General features: G+C 71.9%; 20 protein-coding genes. 7 read left to right on the plus strand and 13 right to left on the minus strand.

The window, feature by feature from the left end; translation table 11 throughout:
- Entirely contained in the window at window positions 1–2076 is a 2076-nt protein-coding gene (locus EDD54_RS17505; protein ID WP_126538608.1) for a hypothetical protein, read from the plus strand.
- A 17-nt stretch (window positions 2077–2093) separates the two neighbouring features.
- Here the strand turns inward: EDD54_RS17505 and EDD54_RS17510 are convergent, their stop codons facing one another.
- The 3 genes from EDD54_RS17510 to EDD54_RS17520 all read right to left on the minus strand — a co-directional run bounded on the left by EDD54_RS17510 (window position 2094) and on the right by EDD54_RS17520 (window position 3793).
- Window positions 2094–2531: a hypothetical protein gene (locus tag EDD54_RS17510; RefSeq protein ID WP_126538610.1), complete on the minus strand. Its 438-nt coding sequence runs from the start codon at window positions 2529–2531 to the stop codon at window positions 2094–2096.
- A gap of 1 nt (window position 2532) precedes the next feature.
- Complete coding sequence (locus EDD54_RS17515) at window positions 2533–3099, minus strand: GNAT family N-acetyltransferase (protein ID WP_245515803.1); 567 nt, start codon at window positions 3097–3099, stop codon at window positions 2533–2535.
- A 220-nt stretch (window positions 3100–3319) separates the two neighbouring features.
- The gene (locus EDD54_RS17520) at window positions 3320–3793 is read right to left on the minus strand and encodes an NUDIX domain-containing protein (RefSeq protein ID WP_126538612.1); all 474 of its coding nucleotides are present in this window, start codon (window positions 3791–3793) and stop codon (window positions 3320–3322) included.
- A 419-nt stretch (window positions 3794–4212) separates the two neighbouring features.
- Here EDD54_RS17520 and EDD54_RS17525 point away from each other — a divergent pair, with 419 nt between their 5' ends.
- Window positions 4213–5157: a metallophosphoesterase family protein gene (locus tag EDD54_RS17525; protein WP_126538614.1), complete on the plus strand. Its 945-nt coding sequence runs from the start codon at window positions 4213–4215 to the stop codon at window positions 5155–5157.
- Here EDD54_RS17525 and EDD54_RS17530 read toward each other — a convergent pair.
- The 6 genes from EDD54_RS17530 to EDD54_RS17555 all read right to left on the minus strand — a co-directional run bounded on the left by EDD54_RS17530 (window position 5127) and on the right by EDD54_RS17555 (window position 11168).
- Window positions 5127–5777 (minus strand): hypothetical protein, encoded by a 651-nt coding sequence (locus EDD54_RS17530; RefSeq protein WP_126538616.1) that lies wholly within the window; start codon window positions 5775–5777, stop codon window positions 5127–5129. The two genes, EDD54_RS17525 and EDD54_RS17530, sit on opposite strands and share 31 nt — an antisense overlap.
- A gap of 169 nt (window positions 5778–5946) precedes the next feature.
- The gene (locus EDD54_RS17535; RefSeq protein WP_165645090.1) at window positions 5947–6714 is read right to left on the minus strand and encodes a FadR/GntR family transcriptional regulator; all 768 of its coding nucleotides are present in this window, start codon (window positions 6712–6714) and stop codon (window positions 5947–5949) included.
- 243 nt (window positions 6715–6957) lie between these two features.
- Window positions 6958–7977, minus strand: coding sequence for a Gfo/Idh/MocA family protein (locus tag EDD54_RS17540; RefSeq protein WP_126538620.1), 1020 nt, complete (start codon window positions 7975–7977; stop codon window positions 6958–6960).
- Between the two features lie 165 nt (window positions 7978–8142).
- Window positions 8143–8925 carry an ATP-binding cassette domain-containing protein gene (locus EDD54_RS17545; RefSeq protein WP_126538622.1) on the minus strand — a complete coding sequence of 261 codons (783 nt, stop codon included), beginning with the start codon at window positions 8923–8925 and terminating at the stop codon, window positions 8143–8145.
- The gene (locus EDD54_RS17550) at window positions 8925–9983 is read right to left on the minus strand and encodes an ABC transporter permease (RefSeq protein ID WP_126538624.1); all 1059 of its coding nucleotides are present in this window, start codon (window positions 9981–9983) and stop codon (window positions 8925–8927) included. The genes EDD54_RS17545 and EDD54_RS17550 overlap by 1 nt, the downstream gene beginning before the upstream one ends.
- A gap of 156 nt (window positions 9984–10139) precedes the next feature.
- Complete coding sequence (locus EDD54_RS17555) at window positions 10140–11168, minus strand: sugar ABC transporter substrate-binding protein (protein WP_126538626.1); 1029 nt, start codon at window positions 11166–11168, stop codon at window positions 10140–10142.
- Window positions 11169–11462: 294 nt separating this feature from the next.
- On the opposite strand from EDD54_RS17555, the gene EDD54_RS17560 reads away from it, so the two are divergent.
- Window positions 11463–12686: an ROK family transcriptional regulator gene (locus tag EDD54_RS17560; protein ID WP_126538628.1), complete on the plus strand. Its 1224-nt coding sequence runs from the start codon at window positions 11463–11465 to the stop codon at window positions 12684–12686.
- Window positions 12686–13114, plus strand: coding sequence for an RbsD/FucU family protein (locus tag EDD54_RS17565; protein ID WP_126538629.1), 429 nt, complete (start codon window positions 12686–12688; stop codon window positions 13112–13114). Before EDD54_RS17560 ends, EDD54_RS17565 begins: the two co-directional genes overlap by 1 nt.
- On the opposite strand, the gene EDD54_RS17570 is transcribed toward EDD54_RS17565, so the two are convergent.
- From EDD54_RS17570 to EDD54_RS17585, 4 genes are all read right to left on the minus strand, one after another.
- Window positions 13101–13415, minus strand: coding sequence for an Ada metal-binding domain-containing protein (locus EDD54_RS17570; RefSeq protein WP_245515804.1), 315 nt, complete (start codon window positions 13413–13415; stop codon window positions 13101–13103). The genes EDD54_RS17565 and EDD54_RS17570 overlap by 14 nt on opposite strands.
- Entirely contained in the window at window positions 13403–14299 is an 897-nt protein-coding gene (locus EDD54_RS17575) for an ROK family protein (protein ID WP_126538631.1), read from the minus strand. The genes EDD54_RS17570 and EDD54_RS17575 overlap by 13 nt, the downstream gene beginning before the upstream one ends.
- 181 nt (window positions 14300–14480) lie before the next feature.
- Window positions 14481–15464 carry a diacylglycerol/lipid kinase family protein gene (locus tag EDD54_RS17580; protein WP_126538633.1) on the minus strand — a complete coding sequence of 328 codons (984 nt, stop codon included), beginning with the start codon at window positions 15462–15464 and terminating at the stop codon, window positions 14481–14483.
- A gap of 69 nt (window positions 15465–15533) precedes the next feature.
- Window positions 15534–16334: a response regulator gene (locus tag EDD54_RS17585; protein ID WP_126538635.1), complete on the minus strand. Its 801-nt coding sequence runs from the start codon at window positions 16332–16334 to the stop codon at window positions 15534–15536.
- Window positions 16335–16748: 414 nt separating this feature from the next.
- Here EDD54_RS17585 and EDD54_RS17590 point away from each other — a divergent pair, with 414 nt between their 5' ends.
- Genes EDD54_RS17590 through EDD54_RS17600 form a run of 3 tightly spaced genes read left to right on the plus strand, consistent with a single transcriptional unit; the run spans window position 16749 to window position 19348 of the window.
- On the plus strand, window positions 16749–17066 hold the full coding sequence (locus EDD54_RS17590; RefSeq protein ID WP_126538637.1) for a NepR family anti-sigma factor: 318 nt from the start codon (window positions 16749–16751) through the stop codon (window positions 17064–17066).
- On the plus strand, window positions 17063–17650 hold the full coding sequence (locus EDD54_RS17595; RefSeq protein WP_126538639.1) for a sigma-70 family RNA polymerase sigma factor: 588 nt from the start codon (window positions 17063–17065) through the stop codon (window positions 17648–17650). Before EDD54_RS17590 ends, EDD54_RS17595 begins: the two co-directional genes overlap by 4 nt.
- 45 nt (window positions 17651–17695) lie before the next feature.
- Window positions 17696–19348, plus strand: a complete 1653-nt coding sequence (locus EDD54_RS17600) for a sensor histidine kinase (protein WP_126538641.1) — start codon at window positions 17696–17698, stop codon at window positions 19346–19348.
- Window positions 19349–19416 lie beyond the last annotated feature (68 nt).

The raw sequence follows: 19416 nt of genomic DNA on the forward strand, positions 1-19416 counted from the left end.
TTGACCTGGACGCTCTCCTTCGACCCGTTCCTGCCCTGGTGGGCGCTCGCCGCCGCCGGTGTGCTCGCGCTCGTGGTGGTGGCCTTCGGCGTCCATCGGCGCATCAAGGGTGCGTTCACCCGCGGTCTCGCCCTCGCCCTATTGCTCGCCGCGCTGACCGACCCGTCCCTGGTCGAGGAGCAGCGCGCCCCGCTGAAGAGCGTCGTCGCCGTGGTCGCCGACCGCAGCGCCTCGCAGTCGGTCGGCACCCGCACCGACGACACCACCGCCGCCGTGACCGACCTCGTCGAACGGCTGAAGCGCCTGCCGGATGTCGAGGTCCGCACGATCGAGAGCGGTCGCGAGCCGACCGGCGACGGCACCCGCCTGTTTGGCGACGTCTCGCGCGCGCTCTCCGACGTGCCACCGGACCGCATCGCCGGCGTGATCGCCGTCACCGACGGCGAGATCCACGACGTGCCCGCCGCCAAGGCGGCGCTCGGCTTCGACGCGCCGGTGCACGCGCTGATCACGGGCGTGCCCGGCGAGATCGACCGCCGTGTCGCGATCGCGTCGGCGCCGAAATTCGGGCTGGTGCAGTCGCGTCAGGTGATCCGCTACCGCGTCGAGGACCAGGGCGCCGAGGGCCCGCGCCCGGCCGCCGAGGTGGTGATCCGCCGCGACGGCGAGGAGATCGCCCGCGAGGTGGTCGTGCCCGGCGCCGAGGCGAGCCTCGAGGTCGAGATCCCGCACGGCGGACCGAACATCTTCGAGATCGAGACGGCGGCGATCGACGGCGAATTGTCGCCGATCAACAACCGCGCCGTCGCCGTGGTCGAGGGCATCCGCGAGAACCTCCGGGTGCTGCTGGTCTCCGGCGAACCGCACGCCGGCGAGCGGACGTGGCGCAACCTCCTGAAGTCCGACGCCTCGGTCGACCTCGTGCACTTCACCATCCTGCGCCCGCCGGAGAAGCAGGACGGCACGCCGATCAACGAATTGTCGCTGATCGCCTTCCCGACCCGCGAGCTGTTCGCCACCAAGATCGACGAGTTCGACCTCATCATCTTCGACCGCTACCAGCGCCGAGGTGTGCTGCCGCTGATCTACTTCGACAACATCGCCCGCTACGTCGCCGACGGCGGCGCGGTGCTGATCGCGGCCGGACCCGATCCGAACAACGAGGAGAGCGTCTACGACACGCCGCTCGCCCCGACGCTGCCGGCCCGCCCGACCGGCGGCGTGCTGGAACTGCCCTACAAGGCCGTGGTCAGCGACCTCGGCAAGCGCCATCCGGTGACGCGCGACCTGCCCGGGTCGACGGCGAACCCGCCGGCGTGGGCGCGCTGGTTCCGCCTCGTCGAGGCCACCGCCGACCGCGGTCAGACCGTGATGGACGGGCCGGACGGACGGCCGCTGCTGGTGCTCTCCCACGAGGGCAAGGGCCGCGTCGCCATGCTGCTGTCCGACCACGTCTGGCTGTGGGCGCGCGGTTTCGAGGGCGGCGGCCCGCACGTGCCGCTGCTGCGCAACCTCGCGCACTGGCTGATGAAGGAGCCGGACCTCGAGGAGGAGGCGCTGCGCCTTTCCGCCGACAAGGGCGACCTCGTGATCGAGCGCCAGACCCTCGGCGAGAGCGTCGGCGCGGTGACGCTGACCATGCCGGACGGCACCGGCCGTGACATCGCGCTCGACCCGGTCGAGCCCGGGCTGTTCCGCGCCCGTCTCGCCAAGGCCCCGCTCGGCCTCTACAAGGCCCGCGAGGGCGAGCTCTCCGCGCTCGCCCACGTCGGGCCGACGGACCTCGCCGAATACCGCTCGCTGCTCTCGACCACCGACGTGGTCCGCCCGATCGCGGAGGCCACCGGCGGCACGGTGCAGCGCCTGCGCGACGCCGCCGACGCCTCGCTCGCCCTGCCGCGCATCGTGCCCGAGCGCGGCGGCACCACCTTCGGCGGCTCCGGCTGGATCGGCCTCGACATGTCGGACGCCTACGAGGTCACCGGCATCGACCGCACCCGCCTGCTCGGCGGCTTCCTCGGCCTCGCCGTGCTGCTGATGGCGATCGGCGGCACGTGGTGGCGCGAGGGACGCTGACGGGTGCGGGCCGGAGCTCAGCCGGCCGTGTTCGCGCGGATGATCGCCGCCTCGAGGTCGGCCTGTGCCTCGGGAACGGTCCAGAGTTCGAGGTCTATCCACAGCAGCACCGCCGGCGTCAGCGCCGTGGTGCGGCCGTCCATCACGATTTCGCGGGCCGGTGCGCCGTCGTCGTCCCCGGCGGTGTGGGCGGTCGCGGCGAAGTCGGGACCGCCGAGGCGCGCGGCGACGGCGTCGAGGGCCTCGACCGGGTCGGTGCCGGCCGGCAGCCGCACCAGCGCCGCGGCGCGGACGTGATTCCCGAGCTTGCTGTAGGGCGCGACGTCGAGGCGGCCGAGGCCGGCGCCCCAGTCGGCGACGAGGGCGCGGACGATCGCGGCGCCCTCCGCCGGGTCGGCGGTGGCGAGCACCATCGAGACACCGGCGACGAGGCCGCGGGACGTCGCGGCCGTCACGTCAGGCACCGCCGCGGGCCGGGCCGTGGACGCCGTCGGCCGCCCCCGCAATCAGCTCCGCAACCAGCAGCCGGCCGGGATCGACCGGACCGGGCATCTCGACGCTGCCGGGCTTCACCACCCGGAAGCCGAACGGCCAGTAGTAGGGCAGATCGCCGACCAGCAGCACCAGCCGATGGCCGCGGACCCGGGCCTCCTCCATCGACCGCCGCATCAGCGCGGTGCCGATACCCCGACTCTTGAGGTCGGGCCGGACGGCGAGCGGACCGAGCAGCAACGCCGGCGTCTCGCCGATCCGGATCGGGGTGAGCCGGACCGAACCGACCACCGCGCCGTCGAGTTCGGCGACCAGACTGAGGTGCGGGTCCTGCGCCACGCCCTCGCGCAGCCGGAAGGCGGTGCGGGCGAAACGGCCGGGGCCGAAGGCGACCTCGTGGATCGCCTCGATCGCCGCTTCGTCGGCGGCGGTCTCGGGACGGTAGAGGATTCCCTCGGCAGGCGTGGCGGACGTGGCGGCGAGCGGCGCGGGCGTGGCGGCGTCGGCGAAGAGCTTCGGCATGGCGGACATGGCGGAACCTGGGAAGAAGACGGTCTGGTTCCGCGGCACCCGCCGCAGCCTCGCTCTCAGACGGAGGCGGGCGGCCGGGACGCGGACGAACGGCAGCGGCGCGAGGCATCGCGCGGCTCGGTTCGTCGTCGCAGATCGGCCGGAGAGATCGACATCGCCCATCCCGGAAGGCAGGAAGGCGTCCCGCATATCACGAAGCCGCCGGCGTTCACAAGCGGGTTCACCACAGCGGCGAAATCGGTGCGCCGGCGACGAGTTCGGCGACGCGGCGGCGGGTGGCGTCGGTCGAATCGGCCGGCAGGGCGTCGACGGGGAACACGCGCGCCTCGCGGATCTCGCGGTTCGGCACGAAGGGCCTGAGCGCCCGCCAGGACGGCACGTGGTAGACCGCGACGTGGTCGCGCCGCGCCATGCGCTCGTTGAAGAACAGGCCGTGCAGACGTGCCTCGCCGTCGATGGCGACGGCAGCCTCCTCGTCGAGCTCGCGGCCGAGCGACACCAGCGCGGTTTCGCCGGGCTCGACGGCGCCGCCGGGCAGGTACCAACCGGGCACGTAGCTGTGGCGCACCAGGAGCACGCGTTCGCCGTCGCAGACGAGGCCGCGGACGCCGAAGGTGACGCCGCGCGTCACCCTCAGCACCAGGGACTGGGTGGCGAGCACCGCCGGCTTCAGGATCCCGAGCACGCGGTCCATCGAGGCAGCTCCCGTGGTGACGATCCCCACATCGGACTCCGACAGCCGTGAATTTCACGTGAAGATGCCATGCGGGGCGTGCATGGCAGCCCGATCACGGCCCCTCTGGCTGATATCGCGCCAAATGACTACATCGTGGGCACGGAATTGCTCACGAAGCGACCGTACCCGAAATCAACCATAGAAGGTCATCATGTTCTCCGTGTTCCGTCGTCGCCCCCAGGCCGAGCGCAAGTTCACCTGGAAGCCGGCCGTCGACGCCTACAATCCCTACCTGATCGCGTCGCTGCTGACCTTCTACAACCGCTGACGCGCCGGAGGGCGGAGACGGGTTCCGGTCCCCGCGGCCACGACGGGACGTCGTGGCCGGACGACCCGGAGGGTTTACCCCGTGCGCGGGGTGGTCTACCCAGGAACCGATGTTCCGTCTCGCCCACCTGTCCGATCCCCACATCGGCCCCCTGCCCGCCGCTTCGGTCCGCGAACTCGCGTCGAAGCGTGTGCTCGGCTACATCAACTGGCATCGCAACCGCGCCGTCGCCATGAAGGGCGACCTCCTGGCGCGGTTGGTCGCCGCCGTCCACGCCACCGCGCCGGACCACGTCGCCGTCACCGGCGATCTCGTCAACATCGCCCTCGCCGCCGAGCTCGAACCCGCACGCGCCTTCCTCGAGACCATCGGTCCGGGCGGCGACGTCACCGTCGTGCCCGGGAACCACGACGCCTACGTGCCCGGCGCGCTGGTCAAGGCCACCGCCGCCTGGTGTCCCTGGATCGTCGGCGACGCCGACCACGGCTCACCGTCCTGGCCGACCGTGCGCCGGCGCGGCGACGTCGCGCTGATCGGTGTGTCGACGGCACGGGCGTCGAGCCCGTTCATGGCCACCGGCCACGTCTCGGTGCAGCAGGCGACGCGGCTCTGCGACCGCCTGGAGCAGCTCGGCCGCGAGGGCCTGTTCCGCGTCGTGATGATCCACCACCCGCCGATCCGCGGCTCGACCGACTGGCACAAGCGCCTCGTCGGCGGCAGCCGCGTCCGCGCCGCCATCCGCGCCCACGGCGCCGAGCTGGTCCTGCACGGCCACACCCATCTCGCGACCCGCATGGAACTCGCCGGTCCGGACGGGCCGGTGCCGGTGATCGGCGTGCCCTCGGCGAGCCAGGAGCCCGGCGGCCACAAGCCGGGCGCCGGCTTCAACCTGTTCGAGATCGAGCGCCGCAACGACGGCTGGCGCGTCGGCATGGTCGAGCACCGGATCCTGCGGCCCGGCGGCGACTTCGTGGTGGTCGGCGAGCACGGCTACCGGCTGACGCGCGGCGCCTCGGCCGCGACTCAGACCGGCCCGATCCTGAACCAGGCGTAGGCGACCAGCCCGAGCGCGCCGGCGGCGATGCCGAACAGGAAGGCGATCAGCGCCCAGAGCGCGGTGCCGCGCCGCGTCGCGCCGCGATCCGGCGCGCCGGACGAGGCCGCCGCGGCGACCGCCGTCGCCCGGCCGGCGGTGGCGGTACGTCCCGGCTGCTGCGGCAGGAAGGCGAGTTTCAGCCGGGCGAGGAACTGGTCGGTGTCCTTGGCGCGGTCGCGCTCCACCACCCGCTCGGCGACATAGTCGGTGACCGCGTCGGCGACGACGCCGATGTCGGCGTGCTCGGTCAGCACCACGCGGCCGAGCCGGGTGTCCTTGAGGAAGCGGTAGGTGCGGCGGTCGCGGCCGATGGTGACGTGCGAGGTCGGGTCGATCCACAGCCGCGGCGGATGCCCGCCGTTGACCTGGCAGATGAAGTAGTCGTCGTCGGCCGGCAGTTCGCCGAACACGCCGGCGAGTTCCTCGGCCAGCATCTCGAGCCGCGCCCGCTCCGCCTCGTGCAGGTCGGCGAAGGCGTCGGTACGCTCGGCCTCGGCCACCCGCACCCGGCGCACCGCGTCGGACAGGCGGCGGACCTTCTGGCCTTCGCCGGATTGTTCGCCCCGCGTGCCGGTCATGATCGGTGGTCTCCCTGGGTCCACGAGCAGGACGGCGCGGCGCGGAACACCGCGCGCGAACCATCCACTGCCGTTTACCTTAGATTAACCGACGCGCCGTGGCAAAACACGGGACGCTGCACCGATCGTCTGGGGATAACGCGGCGCCGGCGGGCGCCGCGATCGGGCTTCAGGCGGACAGGGCCGGCCGCTCCGTCACCGCCGCCGCGCCGGTCGCGGCGGCGAGGCAGGCTTCGCGTGCCGCCGCCACCATGCCGCGCACCTCCTCGCGGGCCCGCAAGCCGTCGCGATCGCGGATCGCGGCATAGACGGCGGCGTGGCGCCGGGTCGCCGGATTGACGCCGGTGACGGCCGCGTCGCCGGCGTTGCGGCGGTCGGCCGGCAGGCAGGCACCCTCGAGGAAGCGGATCAGGCTCTCGGTGACGGTGCCGATGCTGCGATAGATCGGGTTGCCGGAGGCGTCGAGCATCGCCTGCAGGAACGCGATGTCGGCCGAAACCAGGGTGTCGCGCGTCGCGCTCGCCTTCTGCATGGTCTGCAGGGCCGCTGCCATGGCGCGCAGGTGACGGTCGGTGCGCCGCTCGGCCGCGATCCCCGCCACCTCGGGCTCCATGCAGAAGCGCACCTCGAACACCGCCTCGACGAAGTCGGCTGTCGCACCCTGGCGCAGGTGCCAGGTCAGCACGTCGGGATCGAGCATGTTCCAGTCGACGCGCATGCGCACGCGGGTGCCGATCTTGGGACGGGACACCGTCATGCCCTTCGCCGCGAGGATCCGGAACGCCTCGCGTACCGCCGTGCGCGACACCCGGTAGCGCTCGGCGAGGGTCAGTTCGGTCGGGAGCAGATCGGTCTCGCCATAGGTGCCCTGGACGATCTGGGTCCCGATGTCGTGTGCGATCTGTTCGTGCAGATTGCGCCGGACTTTGCCGGACATATGGTCTTGCGAAATATACATTCCCACCCACTCGCGTCGAGCGACACAACGGCAGGCAGACCTCGGCGCGACGTCATCCGGACATGCGTATCAGCCCGGATAAGAACTCAGCCGAAATACCTCCTACCCCCCCGTTCGGATACTGACATGTTCGCCACTGCTACACAACGAAATCGGCTCTAATAGGAAAGTCGCGACAGCCCGGTTTTTGCATGACCTTTGCGGTGTCGAGTCCACTTTGGTCTAAACGGGACGGTCGATTTCGACCCAACGGCCTTCGCGGGCCGCGCGCTCGGTCGCCTCGAGGATGGTCATCATGACGATCGCGTCGTCGACGCCGTATACGGCGGGCTCGACGCCGCGGATCACCTTGGCGAAGGCCTCGCCCTCGAGGCCGTACTGGTCGGACGGCGGCAGGATGATCGTCTCGATGCCGGCGTCGCCGAGGGCGACACCGTCGTCGAAGCGGATCACCGTCGCCTCGCCCTGAGGCGCGTTGAAGGGAATCATCACCTGCAGCCGTCCAGCCGTGCCGACGACGTCGACGCGCTGGTGCGGCACGCTCTGGGTCGCGACCTGGAAGGTCAGGTGGCGGCCGGCACCGAAGTCGATCAGCGCACTTGTCAGCCTGTCGGTGCCGAAAGTCGCGTCGCGATCGATGGCGGCGGCGACCCGGAGCGGCTCGGCGTCGAGCACGAAACGCGACACCACGATCGGATAGCAGCCGATGTCGAGCAGCGCGCCGCCGCCGTTCTCGGGCCGGTTGCGGATGTTGTCGGGATCGTGGAGGTCGTAGGAGAACCAGACCTGGACGCCGATCGGGCGGCCGATCCGGCCGGCGCGGACCATGTCGCGCACCGCGAGCCACTGCGGGTGCTGGCGCACCATGAAGGCCTCGGTCCAGACGATGCCCTCCGGGATCGCGCGCAGCCGTGCGGCGTCGGCGGCGTTCATACCGGCGGGCTTTTCGCAGAGCACGTGCTTGCCAGCGCGCGCGGCGGCGAGCGAGAGGTCGACGTGGCTGTCGTTCGGCGTCGGGATGTAGACCGCCTCGATCGTGGGATCGGCGAACAGCGCCTCGTAGGAGCCGTAGGCGGTGGGGATGCCGAGCGCGGCGGCTGTCGCGGCGGCGCGGTCGGCGTCGCGCGAGGCGATCGCCGCGACCTCGACCCAGGGCGTGGTCCTGAGGCCCGGGATCACCTTGTCGCGGGCGATCTTGGCGGTGGAGACGACGCCGAGGCGGACGGGTTCGATCGAGGACATCGGGGGACTCACCGGTTGTCGGGGCGGCGCGAGGGCCGCGTCGCCCCGGAGTCTCGCACGGTGGGCCCCGCCGACGCCAGCCGGACGCGCCCCGCAGCGCGCCGGCCGGCGTCGGGAGCCGGTCCCGCGGCGCGGCCCGGCGAACCGGGACGCGACGGGGCCGGCTCAGGCCGCGCGCGCCGCCTGCGGCGGCTGCATCGCGCCGGTCATGATGGCGACCGCGTCGTTCATCGAGATGTCCTTCGGGTTCACGACGGCGATGCGCTTGCCGAGCCGGTGGATGTGGATCCGGTCGGCGACCTCGAAGACGTGCGGCATGTTGTGGCTGATCAGCACGATCGGAAGACCGCGGCGCTTGACGTCTAGCATCAGCTCGAGCACGCGCCGGGATTCCTTGACGCCGAGCGCGGCGGTCGGCTCGTCGAGGATGACGACGCGTGAGCCGAAGGCCGCCGCGCGCGCCACCGCCACGCCCTGGCGCTGGCCGCCGGACAGCGTCTCGACCGCCTGGTCGATGTTCTGGATCGTCATCAGGCCGAGTTCGGTGAGCTTGTCGCGGGCGATCTTGCGCATCGCCGTGCGGTCGAGCGTGCGGAACAGCGTGCCGACAAGGCCGGGTTTGCGGATCTCGCGGCCGAGGAACATGTTGTCGGCGATCGAGAGCGCCGGCGACAGCGCGAGGTTCTGGTAGACGGTCTCGATGCCGGCGCCGCGCGCCTCGAGCGGCGAGCCGAACCGGACCTCCTTGCCGGCGAGGGTGATGGTGCCCTCGTCGGGGGTGACGGCGCCGGACAGCGCCTTGATCAGGCTCGACTTGCCGGCGCCGTTGTCGCCGATCACCGCGAGGATCTCGTTCGGCATCAGGTCGAAGTCGGCGTGGTCGAGGGCGGTGACGCGGCCGTAGCGCTTCACCAGTCCGCGGGCGGCGAGGATGGGCTGGACGGACATCAGGTGCTCACCTTTCTGATCCACTGGTCGATGGCGACCGCACCGATGATCAGGACGCCGATCAGGAGATAGGTCCACTGCGGGTCGGTGCCGACCAGACGCAGACCGAGCGAGAACACGCCGACGATCAGCGCGCCGAACATCATGCCGAGGATCGAGCCGCGGCCGCCGAAGAGGGAGATGCCGCCGATCACCACGGCGGTGATGGATTCGATGTTGGCGAACTGGCCGGCGGTCGGCGACACCGAGCCGAGGCGGCCGATCAGGGCCCAGCCGGCGAAGGCGCAGATCAGGCCGGACAGGCCGTAGACCGTGACGAGCAGCTTGTCGACCTGGACGCCGGAGAGTTCGGCCGCGTCCGGATCGTCGCCGACGGCGTAGAGGTGGCGGCCCCAGGCCGTGTGGTTGAGGACGTACCACATCACCAGCACCAGCAGCACCATGGCGACCACGCCGAAGGTGAACACCGCGCCGCCGATGCGGAAGCTCTGGCCGAAGAACTGCAGCAGCGGTGCCGTCTGCTCGATGTCCTGGGCGCGGACGGTTTCGTTGGCCGAATAGAGGAAGTTGGTGGCGAGGATGATCTGCCAGGTGCCGAGCGTGACGATGAAGGGCGGCAGCTTCATCTTGGCGATCAGGAGACCGTTGAGCACGCCGCAGGCGAGGCCGACCACGAGCCCGAGGGCCACCGCGAGTTCGGGAGGCAAGCCGAGCCGGAACACGCCGGCGCCCATCACCACCGACGACAGCACCATGATCGCGCCGACCGACAGGTCGATGCCCGCGGTCAGGATCACCAGGGTCTGGGCGACGCCGACGATGCCGACGATCGCGACCTGCTGCAGGATCAGCGTCAGGGAGAAGGCGGTGAAGAACTTGCCGCCGACGAGCACGGCGAACAGGCCGAGCGAGAGCACGAGCACGATCAGCGGCACCGCCGCGGGGCTGCCGTGCAGCTTGTGCTGGAACGCCTTCAGCGGCGAGCGCGGGGGCTCGAAGCTGGCGACGGTGTTGTCGCTCCGGGCGAGCGATTTCTCGAAGTCCTGGACGCCACTCACGTCGGCACCCTCCTCGTCGGCCGATGGATGCGACGGCGGCACGCCGGCCCGCGCGGGTGGCGGACGGCGGACCGTCGCGGCGGTGGACGCGGCCGGTCGGCCGCGTCCCTTCACGTTCGGATGGACCCGTTCAGGGAAGACGGGTGCCGCGGGCGATCAGCCCCAGCACTTCGCCATGCCCTCGTCGACCGAGATCGACGGCACGCCGGCGGCCGGCTTGTCGGTGACCAGCGAGACGCCGGTGTCGAAGAAGGTCTTGCCGGCGGTCGGCTGCGGCTTCTCGCCGGTGTCGGCGAACTTCTTGATCGCCTCGATGCCGAGCGAGGCCATCAGCAGCGGATACTGCTGCGAGGTCGCGCCGATCACGCCTTCCTTGACGTTCTTGACGCCGGGGCAGCCGCCGTCGACCGAGACGATCAGGACGTTGCTTTCCATGCCCACGGCCTTGAGGGCCTCGTAGGCACCGGCGGCGGCCGGCTCGTTGATGGTGTGGACGACGTTGATGCCCGGGTCCTTCTGGAGGAGGTTCTCCATGGCCTTGCGGCCGCCCTCCTCGTTGCCGTTGGTGACGTCGTGGCCGACGATGCGCGCATCGTCCTCGTCGCCGATCACGTCCGGGTTCTTCACGTCGATGCCGAAGCCCTTCATGAAGCCCTGGTCGCGCAGCACGTCGACCGTCGGCTGCGACGGGGTCAGGTCGAGGAAGGCGACCTTGGCGTCCTTGGCGGCGTCGCCGAGGGTGGCCTTGGCCCACTGGCCGATCAGCTCGCCGGCGAGCAGGTTGTCGGTGGCGAAGGTGGCGTCGGCGGAATCGATCGGCTCGAGCGGGGTGTCGAGGGCGATCACCAGCAGGCCGGCGTCGCGGGCCTTCTTGACGGCCGGCACGATGCCCTTGGTGTCCGAGGCGGTGATCAGGATGCCCTTGGCGCCGTCGGCGATGCACGACTCGATCGCCGCGACCTGGCTCTCGCTGTCGCCGTCGATCTTGCCGGCGTAGGTCTTGAGGTCGACGCCGATCTCGGCGGCCTTGGCGGTGGCGCCTTCCTTCATCTTGACGAAGAAGGGGTTGGTGTCGGTCTTGGTGATCAGGCAGGCGCCGACGTTGGCGAAGGCGGGCGCGGCGCCGAGGGCGGCGAAAGCGGCGCACGCGAAGAGAGCCGTCTTGAGACGGTTGGAAACAGCCATGAAGTCCTCCCACTGACGTCTGGCCCGCCGTCCCCGGCGGCGCCGACCGATGCCGACCGCCCACCTCCTGGACGACCGGTTCGACGCCATGGTTTCCACAACCATCGCGCCCTGTCAATAAATAAGTCCACATGATTTATTAATTGACAGGGCCGTCCGGCGCGCTCATCGTCGGTTCGGAGGAGGCGTCGCGTCGGCGGCGGTTGCGGCGACGGCACGGCCCGTGCAAGTCACGGGTCGCGGACCGGATGGACCGCATGCGCGAGATCCGGCGGGCGACGGGAGGACAAGCGGATGTCGATGAGCGGAGAGCCGAGCGACGGCCGTCTGCGCGCCGTCGATCTCGACCGCGGCACCAATCAGACCGGCGTGCGCCTCTACAACGAGCGCCTCGTGCTGTCGCTGATCCGGCGCGAGGGCGCGCTGCCGAAAGCCGACCTCGCGCGGCTCACCGGCCTGTCGGCGCAGACCGTCTCGGTGATCGTCAAGCAGCTCGAGGCCGACGGGCTCGTCGCCAAGGGCCAGCCGCAGCGCGGCCGGGTCGGCCAACCCTCCGTCCCCTTCGCGCTCAACCCGGACGGCGCCTATTCCTTCGGCCTCAAGATCGGCCGGCGCAGCGCCGACCTGGTGCTGATCGACTTCCTCGGCAAGGCGCGCCGGCACCGCCGCACCACCTACGCCTATCACGAGCCGGCGCGCCTGCTCGCCTTCGTCGAGGAGGGTGTCGCCGCCTTCACCGCCGACCTCGGCGAGGCCGAGCGCGCCCGCATCGTCGGCCTCGGCATCGCCTCGCCCTACCAGCTGTGGAACTGGACCTACGAGGTCGGCGCGCCGGCGGGTGCGCTCGACGTCTGGCGCACCACCGACATCCGCGCCGAGATCGCCGCGGTGGTGCCGTGGCCGGTCCACTTCTGCAACGACGCCACCGCGGCCTGCGCCGCCGAACTGGTGTTCGGCGGCCACCCGGACCGGCGCGACTGGCTCTACTTCTTCGTCGGCTCCTTCGTCGGCGGCGGCGTGGTGCTGAACGGCGCGCTCCATCCGGGCAGCCGCGGCAACGCCGGCGCGATCGGCTCGATGCCGGTGCCGACACCCTACGGCGTCCAGCAGTTGATCCGCGCCGCCTCGCTCTACCGCCTCGAGGAGCGGCTGATCACGGCCGGCAAGGAGGCCGGCTGGCTGTGGACCGCCCCGGACGCCTGGGACGAGGCCTCCGCCGAGGTCGACGACTGGATCCTCCAGGCCGCCGACGCCCTCGCCTACGCCATCACGGCGGCGACCGCGGTGATCGACTTCCCCGCCGCGGTGATCGACGGCGCCTTCCCGGCCGCCGTCCGCGCCCGCCTCGTCGAGGGCGTGATCGCGGCGATCGGCCTGCACGACCGCCAGGGCCTGTCGCCGGTCGACGTGCTGCCCGGCACCATCGGCGCCGCCGCCCGCGAGATCGGCGGCGCCTCCCTCCCCTTCTTCGCCAACTTCGCGATGGACCGCGAAGTCCTCTTCAAGGAGACCGCCTGATGCTGAAGGGCATCGATCCGCGCCTCGGCCCGGACCTTCTGATGACGCTGCGCGCCATGGGCCACGGCGACGAGATCGCCATCGTCGACGGCAACTATCCCGCCGACGCCCACGCCCGCCGGCTGGTGCGCATGGACGGCCACGACGCCGTCGCCGTCGCCGACGCCATCCTCTCGGTGATGCCGCTCGACGACTTCGTCCCGGAGGCCGCGTTCCGGCCCGGCATCCGCGGCGCCCCCGACCGCCGCGAACCGGTGTTCGACGACTTCGAGGCGGTGGTCGAGCGCCACGAGCCCGGCCAAGGCGTCCACCCTCTGCACGGCGACGCCTTCTACGAGCGCGTCCGCGCCGCCTACGCCATCGTCGCCACCACCGAGCGGCGGCTCTACGGCAACCTGATCCTGCGCAAGGGCGTCATCCGGCCGTGACGCCCGCCCCGCCGGAGGCCGCGCCGCGCGCGGCCCTCCAGGCGCGGTAGGCGTCCGTCAGGCAGCGCGCGCAGGGGCGGAAGCCCGCCGCCGCGGCCGTGTCCGCGTCGGCGAAGAACACCCGTTTCGCCTCGTAGGTGCCGCGGCCCGACGCGATCGCGCGCAGCGCCGACGGGCAGTCGAGCCGGCCGTAGATCCGGCTGCCGCGGTGGCCGCCGAGGGTGCCCGGCACGGCGGAGCGCACCGGCCGGCCGTCGGCGCCGAGGAGGCGGAAGCGGCCCGCGCCGCTCAGCTCTTCCACAGCCAGGCGGCGCCGCGCACGCCCGAGCTGTCGCCGTGGACCGCCTTGACGATCGGGGTCGCCACCTCGTCGGCGAAGACGTAGGGCGCCACCGCCGGCGGCAGGTCGACGTAGAGTTCGTCGACGTTGGACATGCCGCCGCCGAGCACCAGGATGTCGGGGTCGAGGATGTCGATCAGGAGCGCCAGCGAGCGCGCGACCCGGTCGACGTAGCGTCCGTAGCTCGCGACCGCCGCCGGATCGCCGGCCCGCTTCAGCGCCACGATCTCGCGGCCGGAGAGCCGAGTGCCGGTGGCGCGCTCGTAGTCGAGTTCGAAGCCGGTGCCCGAGCACATCATGTCGAGGCAGCCGTGCCGGCCGCACCAGCATTTCGGGCCGGGCACCTCGCCCTCCTTCGGCCAGGGCAGCGTGTAATGCCCGATCTCGCCGCCGAGGCCCTGGAAGCCGTCGTGCGGACGGCCGTCGATGGCGATGCCGGAGCCGTGGCCGGTGCCGAGGATGATCGCGTGCACCACGTGCCGCCCGGCGCCGGCACCGTCGACGGCCTCGGAGACGGCGAGGCAGTTGCCGTCGTTGGCGAGCCGAATCGGCCGGCCGAGCGCGGCTTCCAGGTCGGCGCCGAGGGCGCGGCCGTTCAGCCACCAGGAATTGGCGTTGCGGATGATGCCGGTGCGCGGGTTGGGGCTGCCGGGCAGGCCGATGCCGACGGTACCGGTGCGGCCGGTCGCGGCCTCGGCGTGGGCGACGAGGCCCTGCACCGCGCGGATCGAGCCGTCGTAGTCCTCGCGCGGGGTCGGCACCCGGTGGCGGACCAGCTCGCGGCCGTCCTCGGCGATGGCGATCACCTCCATCTTGGTGCCGCCCCAGTCGATCCCGATCAGCATCGCCGCCCCTCGAAGCGCTCTCCGTCCGCCCGACGACCGGAGCATTCTCCGACCAAGTTGCACGACTTGGCCGACGAGAGAATGCTCCAGCTTCTGAACGTGGAGCGATTTCCCATCGACCTGACGATTCCATCAGGTCGGAAAGCGCTCTAGCGCGACGCGACGGCCCGGCGCAACCCGATCAGTCCGCCGGCGGGCGCGGCGGCATGAGCACGATCAGCGCCTTCGGGCGCACCTTGAAGCGGAACGGCGAGGCGCAGCGCTCGAGCTCGCCGTCGATCGAGGCCTTCACCGTCGGCCGCCGGGTTGCGAGCTCGACGTCGCGGATCGCCGCGACCTCGAGCCGGGAGTTCGAGCGCCAGCGCCCGATCGCCGCCAGGAACAGGGCGACGACGAAGTCCGCCCGCCCGCGCGCCGGCAAGAGCACGAGGTCGAGGTCGCCCTTGGTGAGGTCCTCGGCGTGGGGGAAGTCGCCGAAGCCCTCCCGGAACGAGCCGACCGTGACGGCGGCCTGATAGTAGCGCCGGCGCGGGCGCTCGACGTCGCCGCGCACGGTCATCGACATCCGGTGCAGCGACTTCATCGTCCGGCCCCAGACCCGCAGCGACGCCAGCATCTTGCCGAGCCGCGAGGCGTAGGGGACGGCGTCGCGCGTCTCGATGAAGCGCGGGTGGAAGCCGAAGCTGACGTGGTGGAGGAAGAGGTGGGAGCGGCCCTGCCCGTCGGTCATCTCGCCGACGTCGACCGCGGCGGCGCGCCAGCCGGGGATCGAATCGACCGCGGCGTCCATGCCGACGGGGATCCGCAGCGAGCGTGCGAACAGGTTGAAGGTGCCGAGCGGGATCACGCCCATCGCCTTGCCGCTGCCGGCGAGCACGGTGCCGGCCGTCGACACCGACCCGTCGCCGCCGCCGACCACCACCGTGTCGACCGCGGGATCGCGCGCGAGCGCCTCGATCCGCCGCCGCCACGCCCGCGGCTCGACGAACTCGACGGAGGCGGCGGTGCCGATCGCCCCGACCCGCTCGGCGATGCGGGCGGACAGGCCGGCACGGTCCGCGGTGCGGGCCGTGCCGGCCTTGGCGTTGATCACCACGGCGACTCGCCCGGCACCGTCGCGGGGCGACGGCGAGGCGGCTTCTGCGAGGAGGACGGGATCCGGCATGGCACACGAGATGGTGTGTCCGCGGCCGGATTCCAGCCGCGCGGGAACGAAAGCGTCGGCCGCTGGACCTCAGCCCACCGACGCGCGGCGGAGATCGATGGCGGCGTCGCGGAAGAACAGCGCCTGACTGACCACAGCCTTCACCATGTCCTGACGGAACGGCTTGGTGATCAGGAAGGCCGGCTCCGGCCGCTCGCCCGTGAGCAGGCGCTCCGGATAGGCGGTGATGAAGATCACTGGCACCGAGAGGTTCGGCAGGATCTCGTTGACCGCGTCGAGGCCGGAGGAGCCGTCGGCGAGCTGGATGTCGGCGAGAATCAGGCCCGGCCGCTTCGAGCCGGCCATCTTGACCGCCTCGCCGTGGGTGCGGGCGTTGCCGATCACGGTGTGGCCGAGGCTCTCCACGAGCATCTCGAGGTCCATCGCGATGATCGGCTCGTCCTCGATGATCAGGACGTCGGTGGCGACCTGGCTGGCGATCTCGCGTCCGGCCTCGTCGATCAGCCGGGCGATCTCGCCCTCGCCGACCCCGAGCACGGTCGCCGCGTCGGTGGTGGTGAAACCCTCGACGGTGGTCAGCAGGAAGGCCTGCCGCGGGCGAGGCGTCAGCGCCTCGACGGCGCCGATCCCGGTGCCCGGCTGGGCGTGCGGGTGCTCGCCGTTGACGCTCAGCGAATTCCAGATGTCCGAGAACACCCGGTAGAGCGCGACGCGGGGCGGCAGCGACCGGTCGAAGCTGTCGGGCGCCGCGACCAGCGCCTCCAGCACGGCGATCACGTAGGCGTCGCCGCTACCCTGGTTGCCGTTGAGCGCCCGCGCGTATCGGCGCAGATAGGGCAGGTGCGGCGCGATCGTCTCGGAAAGAGGCATTCCCTCGTCGGCTCCTCGGCACGGTGTTCGAACTCTCTCGGCCCGACGGTCCCGCCGCGTGCCTGCACCCCGCTCCGCGGGCGCGGTGCCGGATCATCAACGCGGCAGCATCGACATCGTTCCATGCCCGATACGCCGTTCGGACGATCCGGTTCATCCGAAAGAGAGGATAGGGGCCGCAGGATCCGCTTTCCATCGACAGATCGGCGGATAAACTGAGCCGCTACCGCAGGTGCGGCGCGGGCGCGCGAAATCGTCCGCGCGGGTGCGAGACCATGGAACCGAAGACGTCGAAGCACGTTGATGCCCTCGAACGCACGACGATGACCGCGGCGGCGGGCGGACGGCGCCGGGCGCGGGATCGTCGCGACACGGGCCGCGACGCGCCGGATCAGGGCCGAAGGACCATCCATTTTGTCGAGATCGAAGAAAGAGCCGAACCGCTCGCCCGCCGACGGCACTTCGAGGGGCGAGACCGACGCCCGCCTGTCCTCGGATCTGCAGGCCCACATCGGCGTCCGCCTCAAGGCCCTCTACGACAGCGTCCTGTCGGAGCCGATCCCGGACCGGTTCGCCGAACTGCTGCAGCGCCTCGACGGCCCCGCGGAGGCCCCCGTTGCCCGCAACGGCAACGGATCGGCGGTGCCAACCGACGGTGGCCGCCCGGATTCGGAGCCGGACGCGAATGCCGCCCGCGCCTCCGACGGCGCCGACACGGACGCTCCGCGATGACGGAACGCAGGACGGACCGGACGGAGGAGCGGCCGGCGCTGCGCGACGAGCTGCTCGCGGCGATTCCCCCCTTGCGCGCCTTCGCGGTGTCGCTGACCGCGGATTCCGACCGCGCCGACGACCTCGTCCAGGAGACGCTGGTCAAGGCGTGGTCGAACCTCGGCAGCTTCACGCCCGGCACCAACATGCGGGCGTGGCTCTTCACCATCCTGCGCAACACCTTCTATTCCAACCATCGCAAACGCCGCCGCGAGGTGCAGGACGTCGAGGGCGAGCACGCCGCCCGCCTCGCCACGCACCCCGCCCAGAACGGCCACATGGACCTCGCGGACTTCCGCGAGGCGCTCGGCAAGCTGCCGCCGGACCAGCGCGAGGCGCTGATCCTGATCGGCGCATCGGGCTTCTCCTACGAGGAGGCCGCCGAGATCTGCGGATGCGCCGTCGGTACGGTGAAGAGCCGTGTCAACCGCGCCCGCAACCGCCTCGCCGAGCTGATGTCGATCAGCTCGGCCGAGGCCTTCGGGCCGGACGATGCGACCCAGGCCATCGTCGGGGACGTGGTGTCGACCCGGTCGGGGACGTGACCGGGCCGCGCGAGGCAGGCCATCGGCCGGGGACAGAGGGCGCGCGTGTTCCGTGAGTTCAGCCTTCCCTTGGGTGGACGCATCGGGTTGATGCTGGTGGCGGCGGTGGCGCCGCTGGCGATCCTGACCGCGGTCTACGCCTGGAGCGCCGGCGACTCCGCCCGCCGGGCGGAGATGCGCGCGCGCTTCGAGACGGCGCGGGTCGTAGCCGGCGTGGTCGAGACCATGGTCGAGGGACCCGGCCGCGCCATCGACCTCCTGCTCACGGACCCCGGCCTCGCCGGCGATCCCGTGCGCTGCGACGCCGCCGGCCGCCGCCTGCTCCGCCTCGTCGAGACCGTGACCGACGTCGACGTCGTCGCCGGCGGGCGCCGCGTCTGCGCGCTCGCACACGGTCCCGAGGGCATCGTCGCCGCCATGGGGGGCGGCACCCCGGTGGTCGAGGCGCGCACCGACGCCGTGCTCGACCTCGGGGGTGCCGGCGGCCGGCCCGCGATCCGCCTCGCCCGGGCGCCGTCCGGCGAGGCCGGCAGCCTCGCCGTCGCGCACGTCGGCCTTGGGCCGATCTGGCAGCGGGCCGCCGCCTCGGTCGCCGGGCTCGACGACGCCCACGTCTTCATCCTGACCCGTTCGGGCGGTGTCATCGCCGATCCCTCCGGCGCCGTCGACACCGCGGCGATCTCGGCGGTAGTGGCCGCCGTCGCGACCGCGCGGCAGGACGGCGTGCCCGTGGTGCGCACCGACGTCACCGGCGGCAGCTACGTCGCGGTCGCCCGGGTCGGCGCGACCTCGCTCCACGTCGCGGTGACCAGCCGGGCCGGCGGGGTCGAGATCGGCACCGTCGCCCGGATCGCGCTCGCCGCCGGGATGCCGCTGCTGTTCCTGGTGGCCGCGGTCGGCATCGCCTGGCTCGGCGTCGACCGCCTCGTCGCGCGCTGGCTGCGCCGCTTCGGACGCGTGGCGCGCCGCTACGGCGACGGCGACCTCGCCGCCCGCGTCGGTCCGGTGCCGACCGCGCCGGAGGAGATCCGCGCGGTCGGCCGCAGCTTCGACGAAATGGCCGCGCGCGTCGAGGCGCGCTCGGGCGAGCTCGAGAAGGCGCTCGCCGAGAAGAACCACTTCGTCCGCGAACTGCACCACCGGGTGAAGAACAATTTCCAGATGATCGCCAGCCTGTTGACGCTGCAAAGGCGCGAGGCCGATCCGTCGGTCGAGGCGGCCATCCGCGAGGCGCACGATCGGGTCCAGGCGCTGGCGAGCGCCTACCGCGCCTCCTATGCCGACGGCGAGACCGGCTCGGTGCCGCTGTCCGATCTCCTGTCCGACCTCGTCGAACGGCTGCGTGAGAGCGCGCGGCTGTCCTCGCGGGCGGTGCTGCTCGACGGCCTCGACACCCGGCTGACCGCCCATCTCGACCGCGCCATCCCCTTCGCGCTGCTGATGACCGAGATCCTGGTGCCGCTGTTCGACCGTCCCGGCGTCGAGGACGAGAGCATCGTGATCCGGCTCGCCCGCGCCGACGCGGCGGCCGGTGGACCGGCGAATCCCATCCTGGTCGAGATCCGCACCACGCTCCCGGTGGAGCCGTCGGCGCGGCCGCTGTCCGAGCGGCTCGCCCGTGCCTACGCCGGTCAGCTCGCCACGACGGTCCGGCGCACGCCGGGGCTGATCGAGATCCTGCTGCCGCCCGATCCCTGACGCGACCTCCACGGCATCTCCCCCGACACGACGACGCCGGCGCCCGGAGACCCGGGCGCCGGCGCGAA

The organism is Oharaeibacter diazotrophicus (assembly GCF_004362745.1).
GTDB lineage: Bacteria > Pseudomonadota > Alphaproteobacteria > Rhizobiales > Pleomorphomonadaceae > Oharaeibacter > Oharaeibacter diazotrophicus.